Annotated in this window: 17 protein-coding genes and 3 tRNA genes; 14 read left to right on the top strand and 6 right to left on the bottom strand. The window is 54.5% G+C overall.

Features of this window, described 5'->3' with window-relative positions; translation table 11 throughout:
* The 11 genes from ptsP (at window position 1) to recD (ending at window position 17,782) form a co-directional block, all read left to right on the top strand.
* Window positions 1–2,247 (top strand): phosphoenolpyruvate--protein phosphotransferase, encoded by a 2,247-nt coding sequence (gene ptsP, locus M987_RS01105; protein WP_014071599.1) that lies wholly within the window; start codon window positions 1–3, stop codon window positions 2,245–2,247.
* A 184-nt stretch (window positions 2,248–2,431) separates the two neighbouring features.
* Entirely contained in the window at window positions 2,432–3,307 is an 876-nt protein-coding gene (lgt, locus tag M987_RS01100) for a prolipoprotein diacylglyceryl transferase (RefSeq protein WP_014071598.1), read from the top strand.
* A 6-nt stretch (window positions 3,308–3,313) separates the two neighbouring features.
* On the top strand, window positions 3,314–4,108 hold the full coding sequence (gene thyA / locus M987_RS01095; protein WP_014071597.1) for a thymidylate synthase: 795 nt from the start codon (window positions 3,314–3,316) through the stop codon (window positions 4,106–4,108).
* A gap of 183 nt (window positions 4,109–4,291) precedes the next feature.
* The gene (locus tag M987_RS01090) at window positions 4,292–4,756 is read left to right on the top strand and encodes a prepilin peptidase-dependent protein (protein WP_014071596.1); all 465 of its coding nucleotides are present in this window, start codon (window positions 4,292–4,294) and stop codon (window positions 4,754–4,756) included.
* Complete coding sequence (locus M987_RS01085) at window positions 4,747–5,307, top strand: prepilin peptidase-dependent protein (protein WP_014071595.1); 561 nt, start codon at window positions 4,747–4,749, stop codon at window positions 5,305–5,307. The genes M987_RS01090 and M987_RS01085 overlap by 10 nt, the downstream gene beginning before the upstream one ends.
* A complete protein-coding gene (locus M987_RS01080) occupies window positions 5,304–5,708 on the top strand; it encodes a DUF2509 family protein (RefSeq protein ID WP_041162116.1) in 405 nt (134 codons plus the stop codon). The genes M987_RS01085 and M987_RS01080 overlap by 4 nt, the downstream gene beginning before the upstream one ends.
* Entirely contained in the window at window positions 5,693–6,016 is a 324-nt protein-coding gene (locus M987_RS01075) for a prepilin-type N-terminal cleavage/methylation domain-containing protein (protein ID WP_014071593.1), read from the top strand. The genes M987_RS01080 and M987_RS01075 overlap by 16 nt, the downstream gene beginning before the upstream one ends.
* 12 nt (window positions 6,017–6,028) lie before the next feature.
* Window positions 6,029–9,403, top strand: a complete 3,375-nt coding sequence (gene recC / locus M987_RS01070) for an exodeoxyribonuclease V subunit gamma (RefSeq protein ID WP_014071592.1) — start codon at window positions 6,029–6,031, stop codon at window positions 9,401–9,403.
* 140 nt (window positions 9,404–9,543) lie between these two features.
* The gene (ptrA, locus tag M987_RS01065; protein WP_014071591.1) at window positions 9,544–12,426 is read left to right on the top strand and encodes a pitrilysin; all 2,883 of its coding nucleotides are present in this window, start codon (window positions 9,544–9,546) and stop codon (window positions 12,424–12,426) included.
* The gene (recB, locus tag M987_RS01060; RefSeq protein ID WP_014071590.1) at window positions 12,423–15,965 is read left to right on the top strand and encodes an exodeoxyribonuclease V subunit beta; all 3,543 of its coding nucleotides are present in this window, start codon (window positions 12,423–12,425) and stop codon (window positions 15,963–15,965) included. Before ptrA ends, recB begins: the two co-directional genes overlap by 4 nt.
* Window positions 15,962–17,782 carry an exodeoxyribonuclease V subunit alpha gene (gene recD / locus M987_RS01055; RefSeq protein ID WP_014071589.1) on the top strand — a complete coding sequence of 607 codons (1,821 nt, stop codon included), beginning with the start codon at window positions 15,962–15,964 and terminating at the stop codon, window positions 17,780–17,782. Before recB ends, recD begins: the two co-directional genes overlap by 4 nt.
* Window positions 17,783–17,818: 36 nt before the next feature.
* Here recD and argA read toward each other — a convergent pair whose 3' ends face one another.
* Window positions 17,819–19,150: an amino-acid N-acetyltransferase gene (argA, locus tag M987_RS01050; RefSeq protein ID WP_014071588.1), complete on the bottom strand. Its 1,332-nt coding sequence runs from the start codon at window positions 19,148–19,150 to the stop codon at window positions 17,819–17,821.
* A 226-nt stretch (window positions 19,151–19,376) separates the two neighbouring features.
* On the opposite strand from argA, the gene amiC reads away from it, so the two are divergent.
* Window positions 19,377–20,630 carry an N-acetylmuramoyl-L-alanine amidase AmiC gene (amiC, locus tag M987_RS01045; protein WP_014071587.1) on the top strand — a complete coding sequence of 418 codons (1,254 nt, stop codon included), beginning with the start codon at window positions 19,377–19,379 and terminating at the stop codon, window positions 20,628–20,630.
* Window positions 20,631–20,716: 86 nt separating this feature from the next.
* Here amiC and M987_RS01040 read toward each other — a convergent pair.
* The 3 genes from M987_RS01040 to M987_RS01030 form a co-directional block, all read right to left on the bottom strand.
* Window positions 20,717–20,793, bottom strand: a tRNA-Met gene (locus M987_RS01040).
* A gap of 42 nt (window positions 20,794–20,835) precedes the next feature.
* A tRNA-Met gene (locus M987_RS01035) sits at window positions 20,836–20,912 on the bottom strand.
* 112 nt (window positions 20,913–21,024) lie between these two features.
* A tRNA-Met gene (locus M987_RS01030) sits at window positions 21,025–21,101 on the bottom strand.
* A 208-nt stretch (window positions 21,102–21,309) separates the two neighbouring features.
* Here M987_RS01030 and mltA point away from each other — a divergent pair.
* On the top strand, window positions 21,310–22,407 hold the full coding sequence (gene mltA / locus M987_RS01025) for a murein transglycosylase A (protein WP_014071586.1): 1,098 nt from the start codon (window positions 21,310–21,312) through the stop codon (window positions 22,405–22,407).
* A gap of 76 nt (window positions 22,408–22,483) precedes the next feature.
* Window positions 22,484–23,290 carry a tRNA cyclic N6-threonylcarbamoyladenosine(37) synthase TcdA gene (gene tcdA, locus M987_RS01020; RefSeq protein WP_014071585.1) on the top strand — a complete coding sequence of 269 codons (807 nt, stop codon included), beginning with the start codon at window positions 22,484–22,486 and terminating at the stop codon, window positions 23,288–23,290.
* Here the strand turns inward: tcdA and csdE are convergent.
* Together csdE and csdA are read right to left on the bottom strand one after the other, a co-directional pair.
* Window positions 23,281–23,727 (bottom strand): cysteine desulfurase sulfur acceptor subunit CsdE, encoded by a 447-nt coding sequence (csdE, locus tag M987_RS01015; protein ID WP_014071584.1) that lies wholly within the window; start codon window positions 23,725–23,727, stop codon window positions 23,281–23,283. The two genes, tcdA and csdE, sit on opposite strands and share 10 nt — an antisense overlap.
* Window positions 23,727–24,932, bottom strand: coding sequence for a cysteine desulfurase CsdA (csdA, locus tag M987_RS01010; protein ID WP_014071583.1), 1,206 nt, complete (start codon window positions 24,930–24,932; stop codon window positions 23,727–23,729). The genes csdE and csdA overlap by 1 nt, the downstream gene beginning before the upstream one ends.
* Window positions 24,933–25,167 lie beyond the last annotated feature (235 nt).

The following is a 25,167-nucleotide window of genomic DNA, read 5'->3' as shown; positions in this document are numbered from 1 at the left end:
ATGCTCACCCGCTTGCGAGAAATAGTCGAAAAGGTGGCCAGTGCGCCTCGTCTTAACGAGGCGCTCAACATTCTGGTGACTGACATCTGTCTTGCGATGGAGACCGAGGTTTGTTCGGTGTATCTGGCCGACCATGACCGGCGTTGCTATTACCTGATGGCGACCCGTGGTTTGAAAAAACCACGCGGACGCACCGTTACGCTCGCATTTGATGAAGGTATTGTCGGCCTGGTAGGTCGGCTTGCCGAACCCATCAACCTGGCCGATGCGCAAAAACACCCAAGCTTTAAATACATTCCTTCCGTGAAAGAAGAGCGCTTCCGCGCGTTTCTGGGTGTGCCTATCATTCAGCGCCGTCAGCTTCTCGGCGTGCTGGTTGTTCAGCAGCGCGAATTGCGTCAGTACGATGAAAGCGAAGAGTCTTTCCTCGTCACGCTGGCCACGCAGATGGCGGCCATTCTTTCACAGTCTCAGCTCACCGCACTTTTCGGGCAGTATCGTCATACCCGTATCCGCGCGCTCCCTGCTTCACCGGGCGTTGCCATTGCAGAAGGCTGGATGGATGCCACGCTGCCGCTGATGGAGCAGGTGTACGAAGCCTCGACGCTGGATGAAGCTCTTGAACGTGAGCGCCTCACCGCGGCACTGGAAGAGGCGGCAAACGAGTTTCGTCGCTACAGCAAGCGTTTTGCTGCGGGGGCGCAAAAAGAGACGGCTGCAATCTTTGACCTTTATTCACACCTGCTTTCCGATGCACGTTTGCGCCGGGAGCTGTTTGCCGAGGTGGATAAAGGCTTTGTTGCTGAGTGGGCTGTTAAAAAGGTTATCGAGAAATTTGCCGAACAGTTTGCTGCGCTGACTGACGGTTATCTGAAAGAGCGTGCAGGGGATTTACGTTCCCTGGGGCAGCGCCTGCTGTTCCATCTCGACGACACCATTCAGGGGGCCAATGCCTGGCCAAAACGCTTTGTGCTGGTTGCCGATGAGCTCTCGGCCACGACACTCGCAGAGCTGCCGCAAGACCGGCTGGCCGGTGTGGTGGTGCGCGATGGTGCCGCCAACTCTCATGCCGCCATCATGGTGCGTGCACTCGGCATCCCGACGGTTATGGGGGCCGATATCCAGCCATCGGTGCTGCACCGACGTACGCTGGTGGTGGATGGTTATCGTGGTGAGCTGTTGGTTGATCCTGAACCCGTTCTGCTTCAGGAATACCAGCGTCTTATCAGCGAAGAGAATGAATTAAGCAAGCTGGCAGAAGATGACGTTAATTTGCCTGCACAGCTGAAAAGCGGCGAGCGGGTCAAAGTGATGCTCAATGCTGGCTTAAGCCCCGAGCATGAAGAAAAGCTCGGCAGCCGGATAGACGGCATTGGTTTATATCGCACTGAAATCCCGTTCATGCTGCAAAGCGGCTTCCCGTCGGAAGAAGAGCAAGTTGCTCAGTATCAGGGTATGTTGCAGATGTTTAACGACAAGCCCGTTACGCTGCGCACCCTGGATGTCGGGGCAGATAAACAACTGCCCTACATGCCAATCAGTGAAGAAAACCCGTGCCTCGGCTGGCGAGGGATACGCATTACGCTCGATCAGCCAGAGATCTTCCTGATCCAGGTACGCGCCATGCTGCGTGCAAACGCTGCTACCGGTAATCTCAGTATCCTGCTGCCGATGGTCACCAGTATTGATGAGATCGACGAAGCACGGCGTTTGATCGAACGCGCCGGGCGTGAAGTCGAAGAGATGATCGGTTACGCGATCCCTAAACCGCGTATCGGCGTGATGCTTGAAGTCCCGTCAATGGTCTTTATGCTGCCGCAACTGGCTAATCGCGTTGATTTTATCTCTGTCGGCACCAACGATCTGACTCAGTATATTCTGGCCGTCGATCGTAACAACACCCGCGTCGCCAGCATCTATGACAGCCTGCATCCCGCCATGCTGCGAGCTTTGTCTATGATTGCCCGCGAAGCTGACCAGTACGGGCTCGATCTGCGTTTGTGCGGTGAAATGGCCGGTGATTCCATGTGTGTGGCAATCCTCATCGGACTGGGATTCCGCCATTTGTCGATGAACGGACGCTCCGTGGCGCGCGTAAAATACCTGCTACGTCATATCGAATTTGACGATGCCCGTGAACTTGCCGCGCGAAGCCTCGAAGCGCAACTGGCAACCGAGGTGCGTCATCAGGTGGCTGCCTTTATGGAGCGCCGTGGTATGGGGGGGCTGATCCGCGGCGGTCGTTAAACCTCTTCTCGCCCTCTCTATCTGGAAGAGGGCACAAAACTCTATACACATCTTTTACATCTCAGGCGCATCCTCAGCTTCAGGCTTATGCTATGATTCGCAACCTTGGAGCACCTGCCAACGGCGGGGACGCATTTTTACCGCTGTCCACTTTCAGCGGAATAACAACATCTTGTGGTGACAGATGAACAGTGGTTATCTGCATTTTCCGGAATTTGATCCGGTCATTTTCTCAGTAGGACCTGTAGCGCTTCACTGGTACGGACTGATGTACCTGGTGGGCTTTGTCTTTGCCATGTGGCTTGCGGGCCGTCGCGCCAGCCGTCCTGGCAGTGGCTGGACGAAGAACGAAGTGGAAAACCTGCTGTATGCAGGCTTCCTCGGTGTATTCCTGGGTGGCCGTATCGGCTATGTCCTGTTCTATAACCTGCCGGTATTCCTGAGCGATCCGCTGTATCTGTTCCGCGTCTGGGACGGTGGCATGTCGTTCCACGGCGGCCTGATTGGTGTGATCCTGGTGATGGTGATCTTCGCTAAACGCACCAAGCGCAACTTCTTCCAGGTGGCTGATTTTATTGCACCTCTGATCCCGTTTGGTCTGGGTGCCGGGCGTCTTGGTAATTTCATCAACGGTGAGCTGTGGGGCCGTGTCGACCCGAGTGTCTCCTGGACCATGCTGTTCCCGGGCTCTCGTGCAGAAGATGTGGCGCTGCTGCCATCTCACCCTGAATGGCAATCTGTTTTCGATACCTACGGCGTTCTGCCGCGTCACATGTCTCAGCTTTATGAGCTGGCGCTGGAAGGCGTGGTACTGTTTATCATCCTGAATCTGTTTATCCGCAAACCGCGCCCGATGGGGGCTGTTTCTGGCCTGTTCCTGATTGGCTACGGCGCGTTCCGTATCATCGTCGAGTTCTTCCGCCAGCCGGATGCGCAGTTTACCGGCGAGTGGGTACAGTACATCAGTATGGGGCAGATCCTCTCCATTCCGATGATTGTCGCGGGTGCCATTATGATGATTTGGGCGTATCGTCGTCGTCCACAGCAACAACTTTCCTGAGGAACCATGAAACAGTATCTTGAATTGATGAAAAAAGTGCTCGATGAGGGCACGCCGAAAAATGACCGTACCGGAACTGGCACGCTCTCCATTTTTGGCCACCAGATGCGCTTCAATCTGCAAGAAGGCTTTCCACTGGTGACGACTAAGCGCTGCCACCTGCGCTCGATCATTCATGAACTGCTTTGGTTCCTGCAAGGCGATACCAACGTTGCCTATCTGCACGAAAACAACGTTTCTATCTGGGACGAATGGGCAGATGAGAACGGTAACCTCGGCCCGGTTTACGGTAAGCAATGGCGTGCATGGCCAACGCCTGATGGCCGTCATATTGACCAAATCACGACCGTAGTGAACCAGCTGAAAAACGACCCGGATTCGCGCCGTATTATCGTTTCGGCGTGGAACGTTGGCGAGCTGGACAAAATGGCACTGGCGCCTTGCCATGCGTTCTTCCAGTTCTATGTCGCAGACGGAAAACTGTCTTGTCAGCTCTATCAGCGTTCCTGCGATGTGTTCCTCGGCCTGCCGTTTAACATTGCAAGCTATGCGCTGCTGGTGCACATGGTGGCGCAACAGTGCGACCTGGAAGTGGGTGATTTCGTCTGGACAGGTGGTGATACCCATCTGTACAGCAACCATATGGAACAGACGCATCTTCAGCTCACCCGTGAGCCGCGCGCACTGCCGAAACTGGTTATCAAACGTAAACCAGAATCAATCTTTGACTATCGCTTTGACGATTTCGAGATTGAGGGTTACGACCCGCATCCAGGCATCAAAGCCCCTGTCGCTATCTGATAGCGCAAATCCTGACACAACCGGTGCTTATTAGCGCCGGTTTTTTTTGCCTCCGTTCTGTTTTTCGAGCTGGTATCCAGCGATTTTGCAACGCCCTGCAACAAGGTGAATTCACTGGAAAGCGCCTCGTAATGCCCTCATTTCTGACTCGTCTGCTTCACTGCGCTGCACCACACTACCGCCATGAAAAAACAGACGGGCTTTACGCTAATCGAAACCCTGGTCGCTATTTCACTGGTTGTCATTCTTAGCGCCACCGGGCTTTACAGCTGGAACAGCTGGCAACAGCAACAGCGTTTGTGGCAAACCGCCAGCCAGGTGCGCGACTACCTTGTGTTCCTGCGCAACGATGCCAACAGGCATAACCGCGAACATAAAATTGCCCTTCAGGATAACGGGGAAAGCGGGTGTCTTTTCAGCTCAGTTGTCCCGGCCTGTGAAGCGGGTGGTGTCTTTGTCCTCAAACCACTCTGGCCGGAGGTCACTATCCGTGAGTTGACTCCTGCGCTCGGGTTCTATGGGCTACGAGATACGGCATGGGCCGGGCATGTTCGGGTGAGCAGTGGTGCAGGCGAATGGCTGGTGATGGTTTCCAACACAGGCCGAATCAGGATGTGTAACACCGCCGGAGGGAATGTATGTCGTTAAAGCAACGCGGTTTCTCGTTGACAGAAGTGCTTATTGCCATGCTGATCGGCAGTATTTTGCTGTTGAGCACTGCCCGGTTTTTACCCGGGATGCAGCGGGCTGTTCTGCTGCAATCGGGTCGACAGGAGCTTGAAGAGGAGGTCTGGCAACGGCTTTTTTCAATAGGTAAGCATCTTCAGCGAGCGGGATACTGCGCGGGGAATTGTCAGGGAGAAGGGCTGGTCATTGGCAGACAAGGGCGTTGCGTAATAGTGCAATGGGATGCGAACAGCAATGGTACCTGGGATGTGTCGGCATCGGAAAACGACAGCACGGGGTTTCGCCTGGAGTCCGGTTCACTGGAAACCCTGCGCGGTGCGACATCCTGTGAAAGTAAAGGCTGGGACAAACTGACCGACCCGGACAGGCTCCTTATCCAGTCATTCGTGGTAAGCAAGCGTGAGCGTTCAGGTTTCGCTCCGGAGCTGAATATTGAGCTGACCGCCAGCCGGAAAAACGGGCAAGGCGACGCTTATCTGGCGCGCTATGGCGTGACGGGGTTTAATCTGTGAACCGACAATCTGGGGTATCTTCACTGGCTATGGTTCTGCTTTTGCTGGTGCTCGGCAGTCTGATCCTGACGGGACTAAACCAACAGCTTGAAACCTTTAGCTCACTGGTCAGTGGCGAGAGCAACGCCATTCGCCATCAGGCGGGCGTACAATCTGCGCTGGAATGGGGAAAGGTCCAGCAATGGGCGCTACAGCCTGATGTTCAGTGCAGGCAGCCAGCGCAACAGTCACGAGTCTGTTTGCGGCTGCTGAATGACAATCAGGTGCTACTGATCGCAGGAAGCCATGACCTGCTGTTGTGGCGGTTGGGGGGCATTACCGAAGGGCGCATACGCTTTTCACCCCATGGCTGGAGTGATTTTTGCCCACTGAAGGAGAATGCACTATGTCAGTTGCCCTGAACAGACAGCAGGGGTTTAGTCTGGTTGAAGTCTTGCTGGCAATGGTACTTCTGGTGACGACCGTCACCGCATTGTCCGGTTATTATCGGGCTCTGGCTTCCCGGTTCGTGACGCTAAATCAGTATCGTCAGCTCTGGCATAACGGTTGGAATCAGTCTCAGGTCGATGTCAACGCGTTACCAGCGGGCTGGCAGGTGAGCCGGGTGCAGACATTGCAGTCCGGATGTGTCAGCATCACAGCTATTATTATTTCTCCTCTGGGGCAGCGCGGTGAGATGACACGCCTGCACTGTCCGGTTAGCCAGTAGTCGGGAGCGTCTATGTTAAGGGTCTATCACTCAAATCGTCTGGATGTGCTGGAAGCGCTGATGGAATATATCGTAGAGCGAGAGCGTCTTGACGATCCCTTTGAGCCTGAAATGGTGCTGGTGCAAAGCACCGGCATGGCACAGTGGCTGCAAATGTCCTTGTCACAGAAGTTTGGTATCGCGGCCAACATTGAGTTCCCTCTGCCCGCGAGCTTTATCTGGGACATGTTTGTTCGCGTGTTGCCTGATATTCCAAAGCAGAGCGCCTTTAACAAGCAAAGCATGAGCTGGAAGCTGATGTCGCTGCTGCCTGGAATGCTGCCGCGCGATGAGTTTGCCATGCTGCGCCACTACCTCACCGATGACACCGACAAGCGCAAATTATTCCAGCTGGCGTCGCGTACCGCCGATCTCTATGACCAGTACCTGGTTTACCGTTCCGACTGGTTAATTCGCTGGGAAGCGGGTGAACTTGTGGACGGTTTGCCCGAAGCGCAAATCTGGCAGGCACCGCTGTGGAAAGCCCTGGTAGAGCATACTGAGGCGCTGGGTCAGCCGAAATGGCACCGTGCCAACTTATATGACAAGTTTATTTCCATACTGGAAACAGCTTCTGAAACCCCGTCCGGCTTGCCATCGCGGGTGTTTATCTGCGGCATATCGGCCTTACCACCGGTTTACCTGGACGCCCTGAAAGCGTTAGGTAAGCATGTTGATATCCATATTCTCTTTACCAATCCGTGCCGCCATTACTGGGGCGACATCCAGGATTCGCGCTGGCTCTCACGGCTCGTTACCCGCCAAAGACGACGCATCTTTGAGGAGCGTACCGTTCCTTTGTTTAAAGACAGTGCAACCGCCTCGCAGCTTTTCGATGAAGAGGGGATTCAAAACCTGCCTAACCCTCTGCTGGCTTCCTGGGGGAAACTGGGGCGCGACTATATCCACATGCTTTCTGATATCACCTCGTCGGGTGAAGGTGACGTGGATGCCTTTGCGGAAATAACGCCGGATAGCCTGCTGCACAACATTCAGTTAGATATTCTGGATTTGGAAAATCGCGCGGTCATGGGTATCACCGCGGAAGAATTTGCACGCAGCGACAATAAAAGACGGCTGGATCCTGACGATCGCAGTATCACGGTCCACGTTTGCCATAGCCCGCAGCGTGAGGTCGAGATCCTGCACGACCGCTTACTGGCGATGTTGCAGGACGATCCAACCCTTACGCCGCGGGATATTGTGGTGATGGTGGCGGATATCGACAGCTACAGCCCATTCATTCAGGCGGTATTTGGCAGTGCAACGGGAGAACGCTATCTGCCGTATGCGATTTCCGACCGCCGTGCGCGTCAGTCTCACCCCGCATTGCAGGCTTTTGTGAGCCTGCTGTCGCTACCGGATAGCCGATTCATATCTGAAGATGTGCTGGCCCTACTGGATGTCCCCGTACTGGCTGCGCGCTTTGACATTGACGAAGAGGGGCTGCGCTACCTTCGCCAGTGGGTTAATGAATCCGGTGTGCGTTGGGGAATCGACGACGATAACGTTCAGGAATTCGAACTCCCGCCGACAGGTCAACATACCTGGCAGTTTGGGCTGACGCGAATGCTGCTTGGCTATGCCATGGAAAGCAGCCAGGGTGAGTGGAATGAGGTGCTCCCTTATGACGAATCCAGCGGCTTAATTGCCGGGCTGGTGGGACATCTTGCTTCACTCCTGATGCAGCTCAACCGCTGGCGCCGTGAGCTGATGCAGCCTCGTCCGCTGGAAGAGTGGCTGCCGGTATGCCGTGAGATGCTCAGTGATTTCTTCCTGCCTGACAGTGAAACCGAAGCGGCGATGGCGCTGATTGAAAAGCAGTGGCAGACCATCGTGGATGAGGGCGTCGGCTCGCACTACACGGAAGCGGTTCCGTTATCGCTGTTACGTGATGAACTGACACAACGGCTTGACCAGGAACGTATCAGCCAGCGCTTCCTCGCGGGGCCGGTCAACATTTGTACCTTAATGCCTATGCGTTCGATCCCCTTCAAAGTGGTTTGCCTGTTGGGTATGAACGACGGTATCTATCCGCGGGCATTAGCGCCGCTCGGCTTTGATCTGATGAGCCCGCAGCCAAAACGTGGTGACCGTAGCCGCCGTGATGATGACCGCTACCTGTTCCTCGAAGCACTGATTTCCGCCCAGAGTAAGCTGTACATCAGCTACATCGGGCGTTCCATTCAGGACAACAGTGAGCGCTTCCCGTCCGTACTGGTGCAGGAACTGGTGGACTACATCGGGCAGAGCCACTATCTGCCCGGTGATGAAAAGCGCAATTGTGATGAAAGCGAGCAGCGGGTTAAAGCGCATATTACCTGTAGCCATACTCGTATGCCGTTTGACCCGGTGAACTACGGGGAAAATGAGTACAGAAGCTATGCTCGTGAGTGGCTGCCTGCGGCGAAGAAAGAGGGCGACGCGCACACTGATTTTATTCAGGAACTTGAACCTCGACCTTTTGACACGCTGACCTTTGAGCAGCTCCAGCGATTCTGGGCCCATCCGGTGCGGGCATTCTTCCAGCAACGATTGCAGGTCAACTTCCGTTCTGAAGAGAACGATATTCCGGACTCAGAACCCTTTACGCTGGATGGGCTTGAGCGCTATCAGCTCAACCTGCAGCTTTTGAATGCGCTGGTAGAGCAGGAAGATGCGCACAAACTTTTCCGCCGCTATCGTGCGGCGGGGCAGTTGCCTTATGGTGCGTTTGGCGAAATCGCCTGGGATGCGCAGTGTCAGGAGATGCAGGCCCTTGCTGAGCGCGTCATTGAATGCCGCCAGCCGGGTAAAAGTATTGAAATCGATCTCAACTGTAACGGTGTCCAGCTTACGGGGTGGCTGCCTCAGGTTCAGCAAGATGGGCTGTTACGCTGGCGACCTTCGATGCTCAGTGTTTCACAAGGATTGCAACTCTGGCTCGAACACCTTGTCTACAGTGCGGGTGGTAACGAAGGTGAAAGCCGGTTATTTGTGCGTAAAGAAGGGGAATGGCGCTTCCCGCCAATGGCTGCCGGGCAGGCAATGGAATATCTCTCGATATTCATCGAAGGGTATCGACAGGGGATGACCAAACCTCTGCTACTGCTGCCAGAAAGTGGTGGGGCGTGGATAAAAGCCTGTTATGACGCGCAGAATGATGCCATGTTAACGGATGACATTTCGCTGCAAAAAGCCCGTAGTAAATTTATTCAGGCGTACGAAGGAAACATGATCGTGCGCGGCGAAGGGGAAGATGTCTGGTATCAACGTTTATGGCGAACGCTTGAGCCAGAATACTTCGGCGCTATCACGGAAGAGGCACAGCGGTACCTGTTACCTTTGTTCAAATTTAATCAGTCCTGATGGCCGTATAAAAATTGCGCATATTTGACTGTTCATTTATTATGCAATTCCTGTCACGGACTGATGTATCAGATAAAGAGATGTTGGCGTGTCCAGCACGTAGTTTGTTAATGATGTAGCCGTGATAAAGAGGTCCGTTAATGCCAGGCAGCACCTTGTTCAAAGCGTTTGTTTTGTTTGTCGCCCTTTGGGCTCCCATCACTCAGGCAGATTCCGGTTGGCAACCCGTTCAGGAAACTATCCGTAAGAGCGAAAAAGATACCCGCCAGTATCAGGCTATTCGTCTTGATAACGGGATGACTGTGCTGTTGGTGTCCGATCCGCAAGCGGTGAAATCTCTTTCTGCGTTGGTTGTGCCGGTGGGATCGCTTGAAGATCCTGAAGCCCATCCGGGTCTTGCACACTACCTTGAGCACATGACGCTGATGGGGTCTAAAAAATACCCGCAGCCAGATAGCCTGTCTGAATTCCTGAAAATGCATGGCGGTAGCCATAATGCCAGTACTGCACCTTACCGTACCGCTTTTTATCTCGAAGTTGAAAACGATGCGCTGGAAGGGGCGGTCGATCGCCTTGCGGATTCAATAGCGGCACCGCTGCTGGACAAAAAATATGCCGACCGCGAACGCAATGCCGTCAATGCGGAGCTGACTCTGGCTCGTACGAGAGACGGGATGCGAATGGCGCAGGTTAGCGCCGAAACGATCAATCCGGCGCACCCGGGTTCGCGCTTCTCGGGCGGTAACCTGGAAACCCTGAGCGACAAACCCAACAGCCCGGTGCTCGATGCCCTGCATGAGTTTCGTGATAAATACTACTCAGCCAACCTGATGAAAGCGGTTATCTACAGCAATAAACCGTTGCCAGAGCTGGCAGGTATCGCCGCGCAAACTTTTGGCCGGGTGCCGAATAAGAACATTGAGTTACCGCAGATTAACGTGCCGGTAGTCACGGACGCGCAGAAAGGTATTGTGATCCATTACGTACCCGCGCTTCCTCGCAAAGTGTTACGCGTTGAATTCCGTATCGATAACAATACGGCGCAGTTCCGCAGCAAAACGGATGAACTCGTCACCTACCTTATTGGCAACCGTAGCCCGGGAACGCTTTCCGACTGGTTGCAAAAACAGGGGTTGGTGGAAGGTATCCGCGCGGATTCCGATCCCGTAGTGAACGGTAACAGCGGTGTTCTGGCCATTTCTGCAACCCTCACGGACAAAGGTCTTGCCAACCGTGATGAAGTGGTAGCCGCCATTTTCAGCTACCTCTCACTGTTACGTGATAAAGGCATCGATAAACGCTATTTCGATGAACTGGCGCACGTGCTGGATCTCGATTTCCGCTATCCATCTATCACGCGTGATATGGACTATGTGGAATGGCTCGCCGACACCATGATCCGCGTGCCGGTGGAGCACACGCTGGATGCGGTCAATATTGCCGACCAGTACGATGCCGCGGCGGTAAAAGCCCGTCTGGCCATGATGACCCCGCAAAATGCACGTATCTGGTATATCAGCCCGAACGAGCCGCACAATAAAACGGCTTATTTCGTTGAAGCCCCTTATCAGGTGGATAAAATCAGCGAACAGACTTTCTCTGACTGGCAGAAAAAAGCCGGAGAGATCGCGCTTAAATTACCGGAGCTGAACCCCTACATCCCGGATGATTTCTCGCTGATTAAAACCACAAAAGCGTACCCGCACCCGGAGCTTATCGTTGATGAGCCAACGCTGCGTGTGGTCTACGCGCCGAGCCGTTATTTTGCGAGCGAGCCAAAAGCGGATGTCAGCGTGGTGTTGCGTAATCCAAAAGCGATGGACAGCGCAAAAAACCAGGTGCTGTTTGCGCTTAACGATTATCTGGCAGGTATCGCGCTGGATCAGCTCAGCAACCAGGCTGCGGTTGGGGGGATTAGCTTCTCCACCAATGCCAATAACGGGCTGATGGTTAATGCCAACGGTTATACCCAGCGTTTACCTCAGCTGTTCCAGGCCTTGCTTGAAGGGTATTTCAGCTACACGCCAACGGAAGAGCAGCTTGAGCAGGCGAAGTCCTGGTATGCACAGATGATGGACTCAGCGGAGAAAGGTAAAGCCTACGACCAGGCGATTATGCCGGCGCAGATGCTGTCGCAGATCCCGTATTTCCAGCGTGAAGATCGCCGTGCGCTGCTGCCGTCTGTTTCGCTGAAAGATGTGCTGGACTACCGTGATTCCCTGAAAACGAACACCCGCCCTGAATTCCTGATTGTCGGGAATATGAGTGAAGAACAGGCCAAAACGCTGGCGCAAAATGTACGTACTCAGCTGGGTTCGAAAGGTGAAGTCTGGTGTCGTAACCAGGATGTGCTGGTTGAGAAAAAACAGAATGTGATTTTTGAAAAGCCGAGCACCAGCACCGATTCCGCTCTGGCTGCGGTATTTGTCCCAACCGGGTATGACGAATTCGCCAGTTCGGCGCAAAGTGCGGTGCTGGGCCAGATTATTCAACCCTGGTTCTATAATCAGCTGCGCACTGAAGAACAGCTTGGTTACGCGGTCTTTGCGTTCTCAATGAACGTGGGGCGCCAGTGGGGGTTAGGTTTCTTGCTGCAAAGCAGTGATAAACAGCCAGCCTATCTCTGGAAGCGCTATCAGGCCTTCTTCCCGCAGGCAGAAAAAAAACTGCGTGCAATGAAGCCGGAAGAATTTGCCCAGATCCAGCAGGCGGTTATCGCGCAAGTGATGCAGCCGCCGCAAACGCTGGGCGAAGAAGCCTCGCAACTGAGCAAAGATTTCGATCGCGGTAATCTCAGTTTCGATTCGCGTGATAAAGTAGTGGCAGAGATAAAACAGCTGACACCTCAAAAGGTTGCCGATTTCTTCCATCAGGCGGTAGTGAAACCGCAGGGAATGGCCATCTTGTCTCAGGTTTCCGGCAGCCAGAACGGAAAAACGGAATACGTGAATCCGAAAGGCTGGAAAGTCTGGAAGAGCGTCAGCGCATTGCAGCAATCTATGCCCTGGAGTAAGAAAGAATGACCGATGCCGCTGAGTCCCTTGATCCCTTACGTTTGCCTCTACAGGGTGAACGGTTGATTGAAGCCTCAGCGGGAACGGGAAAAACCTTCACCATTGCTGCGCTTTATCTGCGCCTGCTGCTCGGGCTTGGAGGAAACGCGGCTTTTTCACGCCCGCTGAGTGTGGAAGAGCTGCTGGTTGTGACCTTTACCGAAGCCGCCACCGCTGAGCTGCGCGGGCGTATTCGTTCCAACATCCACGAACTGCGCATTGCCTGTTTGCGCCAGAGTACGGATAACCCGCTGTACGCGCGTCTTCTGGACGAGATTGTCGATAAGCAGCAAGCAGCCCAGTGGCTGCTGTTAGCAGAGCGACAAATGGATGAAGCCGCCGTCTTCACCATTCACGGTTTCTGCCAGCGAATGCTGAGCCTGAATGCGTTTGAATCCGGCATGTTGTTTGAACAACAGCTTATCGAAGACGAATCTGAGCTGCGCTATCAGGCCTGCGCGGATTTCTGGCGTCGTCATTGCTATCCATTGCCCCGCGATATTGCCGAAGCGGTTCATGCGTTATGGAAAGGGCCGGAAGAGCTTCTGCGCTCTATCGACCGTTATTTGCAGGGCGAAGCGCCGGTGATTAAATCGCCCCCTCCGGCAGATGAAACGCTGGCATCCCGTCATGAAAAAATCGTGTCGCAAATTGCCGCCCTGAAGCAGAAATGGAACGAGTCGGTCGGGGACATTGAGGCCATCGTCGAAAATTCAGGTATCGACAGACGCAAGTTCAATCGCGGTAACCAGGTAAAGTGGATTGAAAAAATCAGCATCTGGGCACGGGAAGAATCCCGGAGCTATCAGCTTCCGGACGCGCTGGAAAAATTTTCGCAGCGGTTCCTGATTGAACGAACGAAGGCTGACGGTATCGTCCCTGAGCATCCTCTTTTTGTTGCCATTGAGGCTTTGCTGGCTGAGCCATTAACCCTTAATGACCTGATGATCATCCGTGCAATGGCTGAGATCCGCGAAACCGTGGCTCGTGAAAAGCAGCGTCGCGGTGAGCTTGGGTTTGACGATATGCTGAGCCGGCTCGATGCCGCGCTGCGCAGTGAAAACGGTGAAGCCCTGGCCGCCGCCATTCGTGCCCGTTTCCCGGTGGCGATGATCGACGAATTTCAGGACACCGATCCGCAACAATACCGTATCTTCCGCCGTATCTGGCGGCAGCAGCCGGACACGGCGCTGCTGCTGATTGGCGATCCGAAACAGGCTATTTATGCTTTCCGCGGCGCGGATATTTTTACCTACATGAAAGCCCGTAGTGAGGTAGAGGCGCACTATACGCTGGACACCAACTGGCGTTCATCACCCGGCATGGTCGAGAGCGTAAATACGCTGTTTGAGCGCATGGATGCCGCATTCATGTTCCGGGAAATCCCGTTTTTACCGGTCAAATCCGCACCTAAAAACGCCGCCCTGCGTTTTGAGTTCAATGGTGAACTTCAGCCAGCGATGAGCTTCTGGTTGCTGGAGGGGGAAGGCTTTGGGATAAGCGACTACCAGAACGCCATGGCCCAGCACTGTGCGGCTCAAATTCGCGACTGGCTCAGTGCTGGTGTGCGGGGTGAGGCGCTGCTGTGGAAAGGTGAAACCGCCTTACCGGTGAAGGCATCCGACATCACGGTGCTGGTGCGTAGCCGCCAGGAAGCAGCGCTTATCCGCGACGCGCTGACCATCCTGAATATCCCCTCGGTCTACCTGTCGAATCGCGATAGCGTGTTCGAAACCCTTGAGGCTCAGGAGTTGCTCTGGCTGTTGCAGGCGGTGCTGTCACCGGAGCGGGAAAGTACGCTTCGCAGTGCGCTGGCAAGCTCAATGCTGGGGTTGAATGCCCGGGATATCGATGCGCTTAACAACGATGAAATCGCCTGGGATGCGGTGGTTGAAGAGTTTGTTCGTTATCGTGAGCGCTGGCAAAAACGTGGCGTTATGGCGATGCTGCGAGAGCTGATGACCCAGCGTCATATTGCCGAGAATATGCTGGCGACGCCGGGAGGAGAACGCCGCCTGACGGATATCTTGCATATCAGCGAGCTCTTGCAGGAGGCTGGCACACAGCTTGAGAGCGAACACGCTCTGGTGCGCTGGTTGGGGCAGCAAATAGCCGATCCCAACAGTAACTCTTCAAGCCAGCAAATGCGCCTCGAGAGCGATAAACATCTGGTGCAGATCGTGACTATCCACAAATCGAAAGGTCTGGAATATCCACTGGTCTGGCTGCCTTTTATTGCCAATTACCGGGCACAGGATCAGGCGTTTTACCACGATCGGGATTCTTTTGAAGCCGTACTCGACCTCAGCAAGGCTGATGCAAGCGTTGAGCTGGCGGAAGCCGAACGTCTGGCAGAAGATTTGCGACTGCTCTATGTGGCCCTGACCCGCTCGGTCTGGCATTGCAGCCTGGGTATTGCACCGCTGTTCCGTCGACGTGGCGAGAAAGCGGGAGAGTCCGATTTCCATCTCAGCGCGGTGGGGCGACTTATCCAGCAGGGCGAGCCAAAAGATGCAGCGGGGTTACGCCAGTGCCTTGAGTCCATTTGTGGCGAGAATATCGCGCTGCGTGTTCCAGGCCTGCCCGATAATAATCGTTGGGAAATGCCGGAACAACGTGACCCCGACCTGGATGCCCGAAAAATAACGAGAACCGTTGCGGATAACTGGCGCGTAACGAGCTACTCCGGTTTGCAGCAGCATGGCCAGAGCATCGCGCAAGATTTGATGCCGAAGCTGGATGTGGATGCCGCAGGGGTGGGTGACGTTCAGGCTGAGCCGGTGCTTACGCCGCACCAGTTCCCGCGCGGTGCATCACCGGGAACGTTTTTACACAGTCTGTTTGAAGAGCTTGATTTTACGCAACCTGTTTCCCCGGAATGGGTGCAGGAAATGTTGCAGAAGGGCGGTTACGATGCCGCCTGGCAACCGGTGCTGACAACCTGGGTGAGTGCAATCTTACAAGCGCCGCTGACGGAAAACGGCATCTCCCTGAACCAGCTCACCGCCAAAGACAAACAGGTGGAGATGGAGTTTTATCTCCCTATCGCCAGCCCGCTTAACGCGAACGAGCTTGATGCGATTATTCGCGCGCATGATCCGTTGTCTGCGGGCTGCCCGCCGCTGGATTTCCGCCAGGTACAGGGAATGCTGAAAGGCTTTATCGACCTTATTTTCCGCCATGAAGGGCGCTATTACCTGCTGGATTACAAATCGAACTGGCTGGGTGAGAACAGTGAAGCTTATACGCAGCAAGCGATGGCCGCTGCAATGCAGTCTCACCGCTACGATTTGCAGTATCAACTTTATACCCTGGCGTTGCATCGCTATCTGCATCACCGCATTGCTGACTACAGTTATGAAGAACATTTTGGCGGCGTTATCTACCTGTTCCTGCGCGGGGTTGATGCCGCCGATCCGCAGTCGGGTGTCTATCGCACCCGCCCGGATGCGGGTTTGATTGAAAAAATGGATAGCCTGTTTGCAGCAATCACGGAGGATGTAGCATGACAATGCAGGAATTATTGCTTGAGGCCACAGAACAGCGCCTGCTGCGTCAACTCGATGTGCAATTCGCCATTATGGTGGCAGGCGAGCAGCCAGCCGTGATGCTTGCAGCCGCCATCCTGAGCCGGGATGCTGGCGAGGGCCATGTGTGTCTGCCGCTTTCACGACTGGTCTGTGATGATAAAACCCCGCCCGCGTTGCAATCCTGCTTTGCTCTGCTGGGTGACACCGTGGACTGGAACAGCGTGTTGCGAAATTCATCTGCCGTGAGTGACGGTTCGACACCTGCTCCGCTGATCCTCACCGGGGGGCGTTTGTACCTGAATCGCCTGTGGCGCTATGAGCTGACCGTCGCCCGATATTTTAGCGAGGCCAACGCGCCTCTCCCCTGCGATGAGGTAGTGCTTCGTCAAACGCTGGATGGCTTGTTTACCTCTCAGGAGCCGATTGACTGGCAAAAAGTGGCCGCTGCCGTGGCGCTGACGCGTCGGATTTCGGTGATTTCTGGTGGGCCAGGTACGGGCAAAACCACCACGGTGGCAAAATTACTTGCAGCGCTTATCCAGCTTTCTGGTGAACAAAAATGCCGTATTCGTCTGGCGGCACCTACCGGAAAAGCGGCGGCGCGTCTGACGGAATCATTAGGCGGCGCTCTGCAAAAACTGCCGCTCACGCAAGAACAGTTAGCGCTGTTCCCCAATGAGGCCAGCACGCTGCACCGCTTGCTCGGCGCACAGCCGGGTAGCCAGCGTCTGCGTTACCATGCGGGTAACCCACTGCATCTTGATGTGCTGGTGGTGGACGAAGCGTCCATGATTGACCTCACGATGATGTCTCGCCTGATTGAGGCATTGCCTGCCCATGCACGCGTTATTTTCCTTGGCGATCGTGACCAGCTTGCCTCCGTGGAGGCCGGCGCGGTGCTGGGGGATATTTGCACCTATGCAAGCCTGGGCTACACAACGGCACGTGCGCAGGAGCTGGCACGTCTGACCGGATGCGCGCTGGATGGCAACGACAACCCGCTCGCAGGCGCATTACGCGACAGCCTCTGTCTGCTGCAAAAAAGCTACCGCTTTGGTAGCCATTCGGGCATTGGTCAGCTTGCGGCGGCGGTAAACCGTGGAGATCGCAACGCAACACGCGCGGTCTTTAGCGGCGAGTTTGGCGATATTGAAAAGAAATCGCTGCAAAATGGCGAAGAGTACCAGGCCATGCTTGACGAGGCTTTGCAGGGGTATCAGCTTTTCCTTGCCAGCGTGCAGCAGCAACGTCCTCCAGAGCAGGTGATAGCCGCCTTTGGTGAATACCAGCTTCTGTGTGCCCTGAGGGAAGGGCCGTTTGGCGTGGCTGGTCTGAACGAGAGGCTGGAGCAGGTGCTGGCGCAGAAGCGCAAAATTACCCGTTTACCGCATTCGCGCTGGTATGAAGGGCGTCCGGTGATGATCTCCCGTAATGATAGCGCGCTGGGGCTGTTTAACGGTGACATTGGTATTGCGCTTGACCGGGGGCAGGGGCTGCGCGTGTGGTTCCTGATGCCCGATGGCAGCGTAAAGTCGGTGCAGCCAAGCCGTTTACCCGAACATGAAACGGCCTGGGCGATGACGGTGCATAAATCGCAAGGCTCTGAGTTCAACCACGCAGCGCTGATCTTGCCTTCGCAGCTTTCGCCGGTGGTGACCCGTGAACTGATTTATACCGCGATCACCCGTGCGCGTAAGCGCCTGTCGCTGTATACCGATGAGCGTGTACTGGTGCAGGCAATTGCTACCCGCACAGAGCGTCGTAGTGGGTTAAGCGCAATATTTGAGGCAAGCTAAAGGCTGGCCCTCACTTTCGGGTGAGGGCTACATGGGCTATCCCAGATCGGCCATCAGCACTTTTGAACGGCGCTGATAGTTGTACATCTCTTTCTTACTTTCCGGCAGGGAATCAATATCCACAGGCGTAAAACCACGCTCCTGGAACCAGTGGATGCTGCGGGTGGTGAGGACAAACAATTTACTCAGCCCAATCTGGCGTGCCTGCACCGCAATGCGCTCCAGCAGCATTTCACCGCGTGATGAGCTGCGGTAGTCAGGATGCACGGCAACACAGGCCATTTCACCGATCTTCTCTTCCGGGAAGGGATAGAGCGCGGCGCAGGCGATGGTCAGGTTGTCGCGCTGAATAATAGTAAATTTGTCGATCTCCATTTCCAGCTGCTCGCGAGAGCGACGCACCAGAATGCCTTGCTGCTCCAGCGGGCGGATCAGCTCCAGAATGCCGCCAATATCGTTGATAGTGGCGCGACGAATTTGCTCGGCGCTCTCCATGACAATCTGTGTCCCGATACCGTCGCGGGAGAACAGTTCCTGCAACAGGGCTCCGTCTTCCTGGTAGCTGATGAGATGGCTACGACGCACGCCGCTGCGGCAGGCTTTTACAGCCCCACGCAGAAAACGCACTGTACCGGAATGGTAATCACCTTTCGCTTCCAGCTCTTCGACCCGGGCCTGCGCTTCGTTCGGGAATAATTCCGGCACAATCACGCCTTCATCGTTAACAACTCCCTGTGAGGAGCAAAAACCAATCATTTTTTCCGCTTTCAGTTTGATAGCCAACTGAGTGGCAATTTCTTCTGACGTAAGGTTAAAACTTTCACCGGTCACGGAAACTGCCACCGGCCCCATCAGCACGATAGCGCCGCTGTCCAGCTGCCGGTGAATGGCCTCTTCATCGATACGACGAATACGACCGCTGTGGCAATAATCCACGCCATCGTCCACGCCAAGCGGCTGCGCGATGATAAAATTGCCGCTGACAACGTTAATATGTGCGCCCTGCAATGGCGTGTTGTTGAGGCTCATGGATAAACGCGCAGTGATATCCAGCTGCAACAGCCCGGCGGCCTGTTTGACCAGCTCGAGGGTTTTCGCATCCGTTACGCGGGTGTGTTTATGGTAAATTGGCTCATGATGATGCGCGGCCAGATTGGCGTCGATTTGCGGACGCGCGCCATAGACCACAACCAGACGAATGCCGAGGCTGTGCAGTAAGCCAATGTCATTGACAATACTGGAAAAGTTTTCATGCTCGATGGCTTCACCGCCCAGCATGATGACAAACGTTTTTCCCCGATGGGCATTGATATAGGGAACAGAATGGCGGAATCCCTGGACCAGTTCGGTTCTACGTTCCTTCACCATGACACAACCCTTAATGAATGTTTATTCGTAATTTCTGTATTTTTATTCGATTGTGACCGCGCGCGCAAGCCTAAATTTTCCGCGAAGCATAGAAATTTATAAGTAATGCGTGCGTTAACGTATGATTGTTTACCCTTTTATAGATGACAGTTTATGCGTCATTCGTTAAAGTTTTCGGTCAATTTGGGCGTTTATTTATCAATTTGATTTCTTGCTCGGGAGAAGCATGTCGGGATCCAAATCAACAATAAGCCGCCGCCGCTTGTTACAAGGGGCCGGGGCGATGTGGTTGCTTAGCGTCAGTCAGGTCGCGTTTGCTGCTGTCAGTCAGGTGGTGGCGGTACGTGTCTGGCCGTCGTCAACCTATACACGTGTGACAGTCGAATCTAATCAGGTGCTGAAGTATAAGCAGTTTGCGTTAAGCAACCCTGAACGTGTCGTGGTGGATCTCGAAGGCGTTAACCTGAACTCCGTCCTGAAAGGGATGAGCGCGCAGATCCGCGGTGACGATCCCTTTATTAAATCTGCGCGAGTGGGGCAGTTTGATCCGCAGACCGTGCGTATGGTGTTTGAGCTTAAACAGAACGTTAAACCGCAGCTCTTTGCTCTGGCGCCGGTTGCGGCATTTAAAGAGCGCCTGGTGATGGATCTCTATCCGTCAAATGCCACGGATATCCAGGATCCGCTGCTGGCACTGCTGGAAGATTACAATAAAGGCGATCTCCAGCGTCAGGTTCCGCCTGCGCAAAGCGGGCCGCAACCGGGTAAAGCCGGGCGCGATCGTCCGATTGTGATCATGCTTGATCCGGGGCACGGTGGAGAGGACTCCGGTGCGGTCGGGAAGTATCGCACCCGTGAAAAAGATGTGGTGCTGCAAATTGCGCGTCGTCTGAAGGCCCTGATCGACAAAGAGGGCAACATGCGCGCGTACATGACGCGTAATGAAGATATCTTTATTCCGCTGAAGGTGCGTGTAGCCAAAGCGCAAAAACAGCGTGCGGATCTGTTTGTGTCTATCCACGCCGATGCCTTTACCAGCCGTCAGCCCAGTGGTTCCTCTGTATTTGCGTTGTCGACCAAAGGGGCAACCAGTACCGCAGCGCGATACCTGGCCGACACGCAGAACGCCTCTGACCTGATTGGCGGCGTGAGCAAAAGCGGCGATCGCTATGTCGATCACACCATGTTCGACATGGTGCAATCCCTGACCATTACCGACAGCCTGAAATTTGGTAAAGCGGTACTCGGCAAGCTTGGCAACGTCAACAAACTGCATAAAAACAGCGTGGAGCAGGCAGGGTTCGCGGTGCTGAAGGCACCCGAAATACCGTCTATTCTGGTTGAAACGGCGTTTATCAGTAACGTTGAAGAGGAGCGTAAGCTCAAAACAGCGAAGTTCCAGCAGGAAGTGGCGGAATCGATATTGTCGGGAATTAAAGCCTATTTCTCTGACAGCGCAACGCTCGCCAGAAGAGGGTAGTGATGATGCCGGGGCGCTACCCGGCAAATTCACTTATCGCAGATACAAAAAAACACCCATAAGGGTGTTTATTGTTTTAGAAGTGTTGGTTGCGGGGGCCGGATTTGAACCGACGACCTTCGGGTTATGAGCCCGACGAGCTACCAGGCTGCTCCACCCCGCGTCCGTCTTCTGCTTTTGCAGAACTTACTTCTTCAAATTTGATTGGTTGCGGGGGCCGGATTTGAACCGACGACCTTCGGGTTATGAGCCCGACGAGCTACCAGGCTGCTCCACCCCGCGTCCGTCTTTTTGCTTCGTATTTCAAATCACATCTGCGTCGCCGCCTTGCTGTGATTCGAACTACTTAACAAAAATCTCTTCTATCGTAGAAGATACTTCATCAAATTTTAATTGGTTGCGGGGGCCGGATTTGAACCGACGACCTTCGGGTTATGAGCCCGACGAGCTACCAGGCTGCTCCACCCCGCGTCCGTGGATGCGCACTATACGCGGATAGCTTTGTGATGCAACCCCTTTTTACACAATTGATGAAATTTGTATGTAAATTGAACGACATCGCATCCTGTGGACTATTTTTTGCGCAAAATTTGCCAAAGGGTGTGCGATTGCATTTCTTTAGAACGGGCGGTTTGTTATCTTCATCTCGCGGAAACGAGCAACTTAAAGACGAGACATAATGAAAGGACGTTGGGCGAAGTATCTGATGACAGGGGCGATGGTAGCCATTCTTGCTGCGTGCTCCTCTAAACCGACCGATCGCGGTCAACAGTATAAAGACGGGAAATTGTCCCAGCCTTTCTCTTTAGTTAACCAACCTGATGCCGTAGGCGCACCGATTAATGCCGGGGATTTCTCCGAGCAGGTCTATCAGATCCGCAGTGCGTCGCCGCGCCTGTATGGCTCACAGAATAACGTTTACAGCGCAGTACAGGACTGGCTGCGCTCGGGCGGCGATACGCGCAATATGCGCCAGTTTGGTATTGATGCCTGGCAGATGGAAGGTGCAGACAACTACGGCAACGTCCAGTTTACCGGCTACTACACGCCAGTCATCCAGGCGCGACACACCCGTCAGGGTGAATTCCAGTACCCAATTTACCGGATGCCGCCAAAACGCGGGCGTTTACCATCCCGCGCAGAGATCTACTCAGGTGGCTTAAGTGACAGCTATGTGCTGGCCTACAGTAACTCCCTGATGGACAACTTCATCATGGACGTGCAGGGCAGCGGTTATATCGATTTTGGTGATGGTTCTCCGCTTAACTTCTTCAGCTACTCCGGCAAAAACGGACATGCCTACCGCAGTATCGGCAAAGTGCTGATCGATCGTGGTGAAGTGAAGAAAGAAGATATGTCGATGCAGGCGATCCGCGAGTGGGGCGAAAAACACAGCGAAGCCGAAGTGCGCGAGCTGCTGGAGCAAAACCCATCCTTCGTCTTCTTCAAACCACAAAACTATGCGCCGGTGAAAGGGGCAAGTGCGGTACCGTTGATTGGCCGCGCCTCTGTGGCATCAGATCGTTCTATTATTCCGGCGGGTACCACGCTACTGGCTGAAGTGCCTCTGCTGGATAACAACGGGAAATTCAGCGGCCAGTATGAATTACGCCTGATGGTTGCCCTGGATGTCGGTGGCGCGATCAAAGGCCAGCATTTCGATATTTATCAGGGTATTGGCCCGGATGCTGGTCACCGTGCTGGCTGGTATAACCACTATGGACGCGTCTGGGTGCTGAAAGCGGCAGCACCGGGCGGCAACGTATTCAGCGGCTGATTATGGTATTCTGAGCGGAATACGGATTACTGTTCAGGGTGAGGGATAACCTCACCCTTTTTACATCTGAGGTGTTATGTCTGTGGTAATCAGCGATGCGTGGCGCCAGCGTTTTGGCGGTACGGCACGTTTATATGGCGAAAAAGCCCTGCAACTGTTTGCAGAGGCGCACGTGTGCGTGGTGGGGATCGGTGGTGTCGGCTCCTGGGCGGCAGAAGCGTTGGCCAGAACCGGTATTGGTGCCATCACATTGATTGATATGGATGATGTCTGCGTCACCAACACCAACAGACAAATCCACGCGCTGCGGGATAACGTCGGTCTTGCCAAATCTGAGGTGATGGCCGAGCGCATTCGACTGATCAACCCTGAGTGTCAGGTCACGGTGATTGATGATTTCGTGACGGCAGATAACGTTGCCGAGTACATGAGCAAAGGCTATAGCTACGTGATTGATGCCATCGACAGCGTACGTCCAAAGGCGGCGTTGATTGCTTACTGCCGTCGCTACAAGGTTCCGCTGGTGACCACCGGTGGCGCGGGCGGGCAAATCGACCCGACGCAGATCCAGGTGGTCGATCTGGCGAAAACGATTCAGGATCCTCTTGCGGCCAAACTGCGCGAAAGATTAAAAAGCGACTTTAACGTGGTGAAAAACAGCAAAGGTAAGCTGGGCGTGGATTGTGTGTTTTCGACAGAAGCACTGGTTTACCCGCAGGCTGACGGGTCTGTTTGTGCCATGAAAAGCACAGCAGAAGGGCCAAAACGGATGGATTGTGCCTCCGGATTTGGTGCGGCCACCATGGTGACCGCGTCCTTCGGCTTTATTGCGGTGTCACACGCGCTGAAGAAAATGATGGCGAAGGCGGAACGTCAGGCCTGAGCCTGTCGCGCCGCGTCCAGCACCGCTTCGCTAAGCGCGGTCAACCCCTGACTGCGCGAAGCGCTAAGCTGCGCACGCAGGCCCAGCTCATCAAACAGCGTTAAGGGAGAGTGCGCCAGCAGCTGCGCGGCGCTTTTACCTTCAACTGCGGTCAGCAGTACTGCCAGCAGGCCACGAACAATGCGGCCTTCGCTGTCACCAAAGAAATGCAGCGTTTCGCCTGAGACGCTAAACCCCAGCCAGACTCGATTTTCACACCCGGCAATCTCTTTTGCCTGTGCCCGAAGCGCATCAGAAAGCGCAGGTAACTGCTTGCCCAGCATAATCAGCTGACGGTATTTATCTTCCCACTGGGTGAGCGGGGCGAAGGTTTGTTTCAGCGTCTCTTCTGTGATGATGGTGCCAAACGGGTGTCCGGCTAAAGCGGGGCTAGTCATTAATCCACCAGTAATTCAAGGGCGCGGTCGACGGCTGCAACCAGCGCGTCGACATCGCTTTTTGTATTGTACGGAGCAAAAGAGGTACGCAGCGTACCACTAACGCCCAGAGCGGCCAGTAAGGGTTGTGCGCAATGCTGTCCGGCGCGTAAGGCAATGCCATATTCGGCAAGCAGTGTCACCATATCGCTGTGATGAACACCCTCAAAATCAAAGGCTAACAGGCTTGAGTCCTGAACGCGAAACGATCGGAATCCCGGGCGCTTTTTGAGTTCTTCTTCCGCAAGGGTAGCCAGCCCACGGCTCCAGCTTTCAGCCTGGACGATGTCCGTTTCGCCAAGCCACTCCAGCGCTGCGCTCAGCCCAATGACTCCCGCCACATTGGGGGTGCCAGCTTCCAGACGGTAAGGGATATCCTGAGTTTTAAAACCATCGAACGTGACTTCAGTAATCATCTTTCCGCCGCCAAGCCACGGCGTCATCTGCGCCAGCAGTTCAGGTTTGCCATACAGGGCACCAATGCCGGTCGGCCCGTAGAGTTTGTGGCCGGAAAACGCGTAGAAGTCGATATCAAGTTTTTGGACGTCTGCCGGAAAGTGCACCACACCCTGCGCGCCATCCACCATTACCACCATGCCGCTGGCATGGGCGGTTGATATGGCACGGGCTAAATCCGGGCAGCCACCTGTGACATTAGACATCTGCCCCAGCGCCAGGATCCGGCTGCGGGAGGTGATAAGCTCAGGTAAACGTGCCACATCGGGCAGGTTATCGGCACCCAGCGGCAGCTTGATGATGCGAGCCCCGGTTTGCCCGGCAACCATTAACCAGGGAACCAGGTTGGCGTGGTGTTCGGCTTCACTGACGATAATCTCGTCGCCGGGTTGCAGAAGTGGCCTGGCGTAACACTGTGCAACCATGTTGATGGCTTCAGTGGTTCCGCGCGTCCAGACGATACTTTTACCGCTTTCGGCATTCAGCAGGCGCGCCACCTGATCGCGGGCGGCTTCATAGCGCGCGGTTAAGCGTTGTGCTTCGGCAAACTGACTGCGGTGGACATTACCGGCACTCAGGCTATAGAACTGCTCTGTTGCCTCGATAACCGCCAGCGGTTTGAGTGCAGTTGCAGCACTATCAAGGTAGACACCGGCATCGGCCAGCGCCGGAAACTGTTCGCGAAAATGTGCGGGACTGAAAGCGTTCATGGTATTCCTCATTTCTGTCCTTAGATCGTCGCGCAATTTTGGCGGCAGGGCAAGGTCGTTAGAGGAAACGCAGGGGTTGAGAAAGCAGGGAGGTAAAAAATGGACAAAAAAAAGCACCGCAAATCGGCGGTGCTACATTAATCACTATGGACAGACAGGGTAAATGTACAGGAAGTGAAAAATTGGTAGCGTTGCTACCGTGGTCTGAATCGCAGACCAATTGCAAACACAACAA

Origin of the sequence: Enterobacter soli ATCC BAA-2102 (genome assembly GCF_001654845.1) — a bacterium.
GTDB classification, from domain to species: domain Bacteria; phylum Pseudomonadota; class Gammaproteobacteria; order Enterobacterales; family Enterobacteriaceae; genus Enterobacter; species Enterobacter soli.
This window is presented reverse-complemented; position numbering and strand designations above follow the sequence as displayed.

Coding starts and splice junctions, on each gene's coding strand:
- ptsP (WP_014071599.1), top strand. CDS start 1: ATGCTCACCCGCTTGCGAGAAATAGTCGAAAAGGTGGCCAGTGCGCCT.
- lgt (WP_014071598.1), top strand. CDS start 2,432: ATGAACAGTGGTTATCTGCATTTTCCGGAATTTGATCCGGTCATTTTC.
- thyA (WP_014071597.1), top strand. CDS start 3,314: ATGAAACAGTATCTTGAATTGATGAAAAAAGTGCTCGATGAGGGCACG.
- M987_RS01090 (WP_014071596.1), top strand. CDS start 4,292: ATGAAAAAACAGACGGGCTTTACGCTAATCGAAACCCTGGTCGCTATT.
- M987_RS01085 (WP_014071595.1), top strand. CDS start 4,747: ATGTCGTTAAAGCAACGCGGTTTCTCGTTGACAGAAGTGCTTATTGCC.
- M987_RS01075 (WP_014071593.1), top strand. CDS start 5,693: ATGTCAGTTGCCCTGAACAGACAGCAGGGGTTTAGTCTGGTTGAAGTC.
- recC (WP_014071592.1), top strand. CDS start 6,029: ATGTTAAGGGTCTATCACTCAAATCGTCTGGATGTGCTGGAAGCGCTG.
- ptrA (WP_014071591.1), top strand. CDS start 9,544: ATGCCAGGCAGCACCTTGTTCAAAGCGTTTGTTTTGTTTGTCGCCCTT.
- recB (WP_014071590.1), top strand. CDS start 12,423: ATGACCGATGCCGCTGAGTCCCTTGATCCCTTACGTTTGCCTCTACAG.
- recD (WP_014071589.1), top strand. CDS start 15,962: ATGACAATGCAGGAATTATTGCTTGAGGCCACAGAACAGCGCCTGCTG.
- argA (WP_014071588.1), bottom strand. CDS start 19,150: ATGGTGAAGGAACGTAGAACCGAACTGGTCCAGGGATTCCGCCATTCT.
- amiC (WP_014071587.1), top strand. CDS start 19,377: ATGTCGGGATCCAAATCAACAATAAGCCGCCGCCGCTTGTTACAAGGG.
- mltA (WP_014071586.1), top strand. CDS start 21,310: ATGAAAGGACGTTGGGCGAAGTATCTGATGACAGGGGCGATGGTAGCC.
- tcdA (WP_014071585.1), top strand. CDS start 22,484: ATGTCTGTGGTAATCAGCGATGCGTGGCGCCAGCGTTTTGGCGGTACG.
- csdE (WP_014071584.1), bottom strand. CDS start 23,727: ATGACTAGCCCCGCTTTAGCCGGACACCCGTTTGGCACCATCATCACA.
- csdA (WP_014071583.1), bottom strand. CDS start 24,932: ATGAACGCTTTCAGTCCCGCACATTTTCGCGAACAGTTTCCGGCGCTG.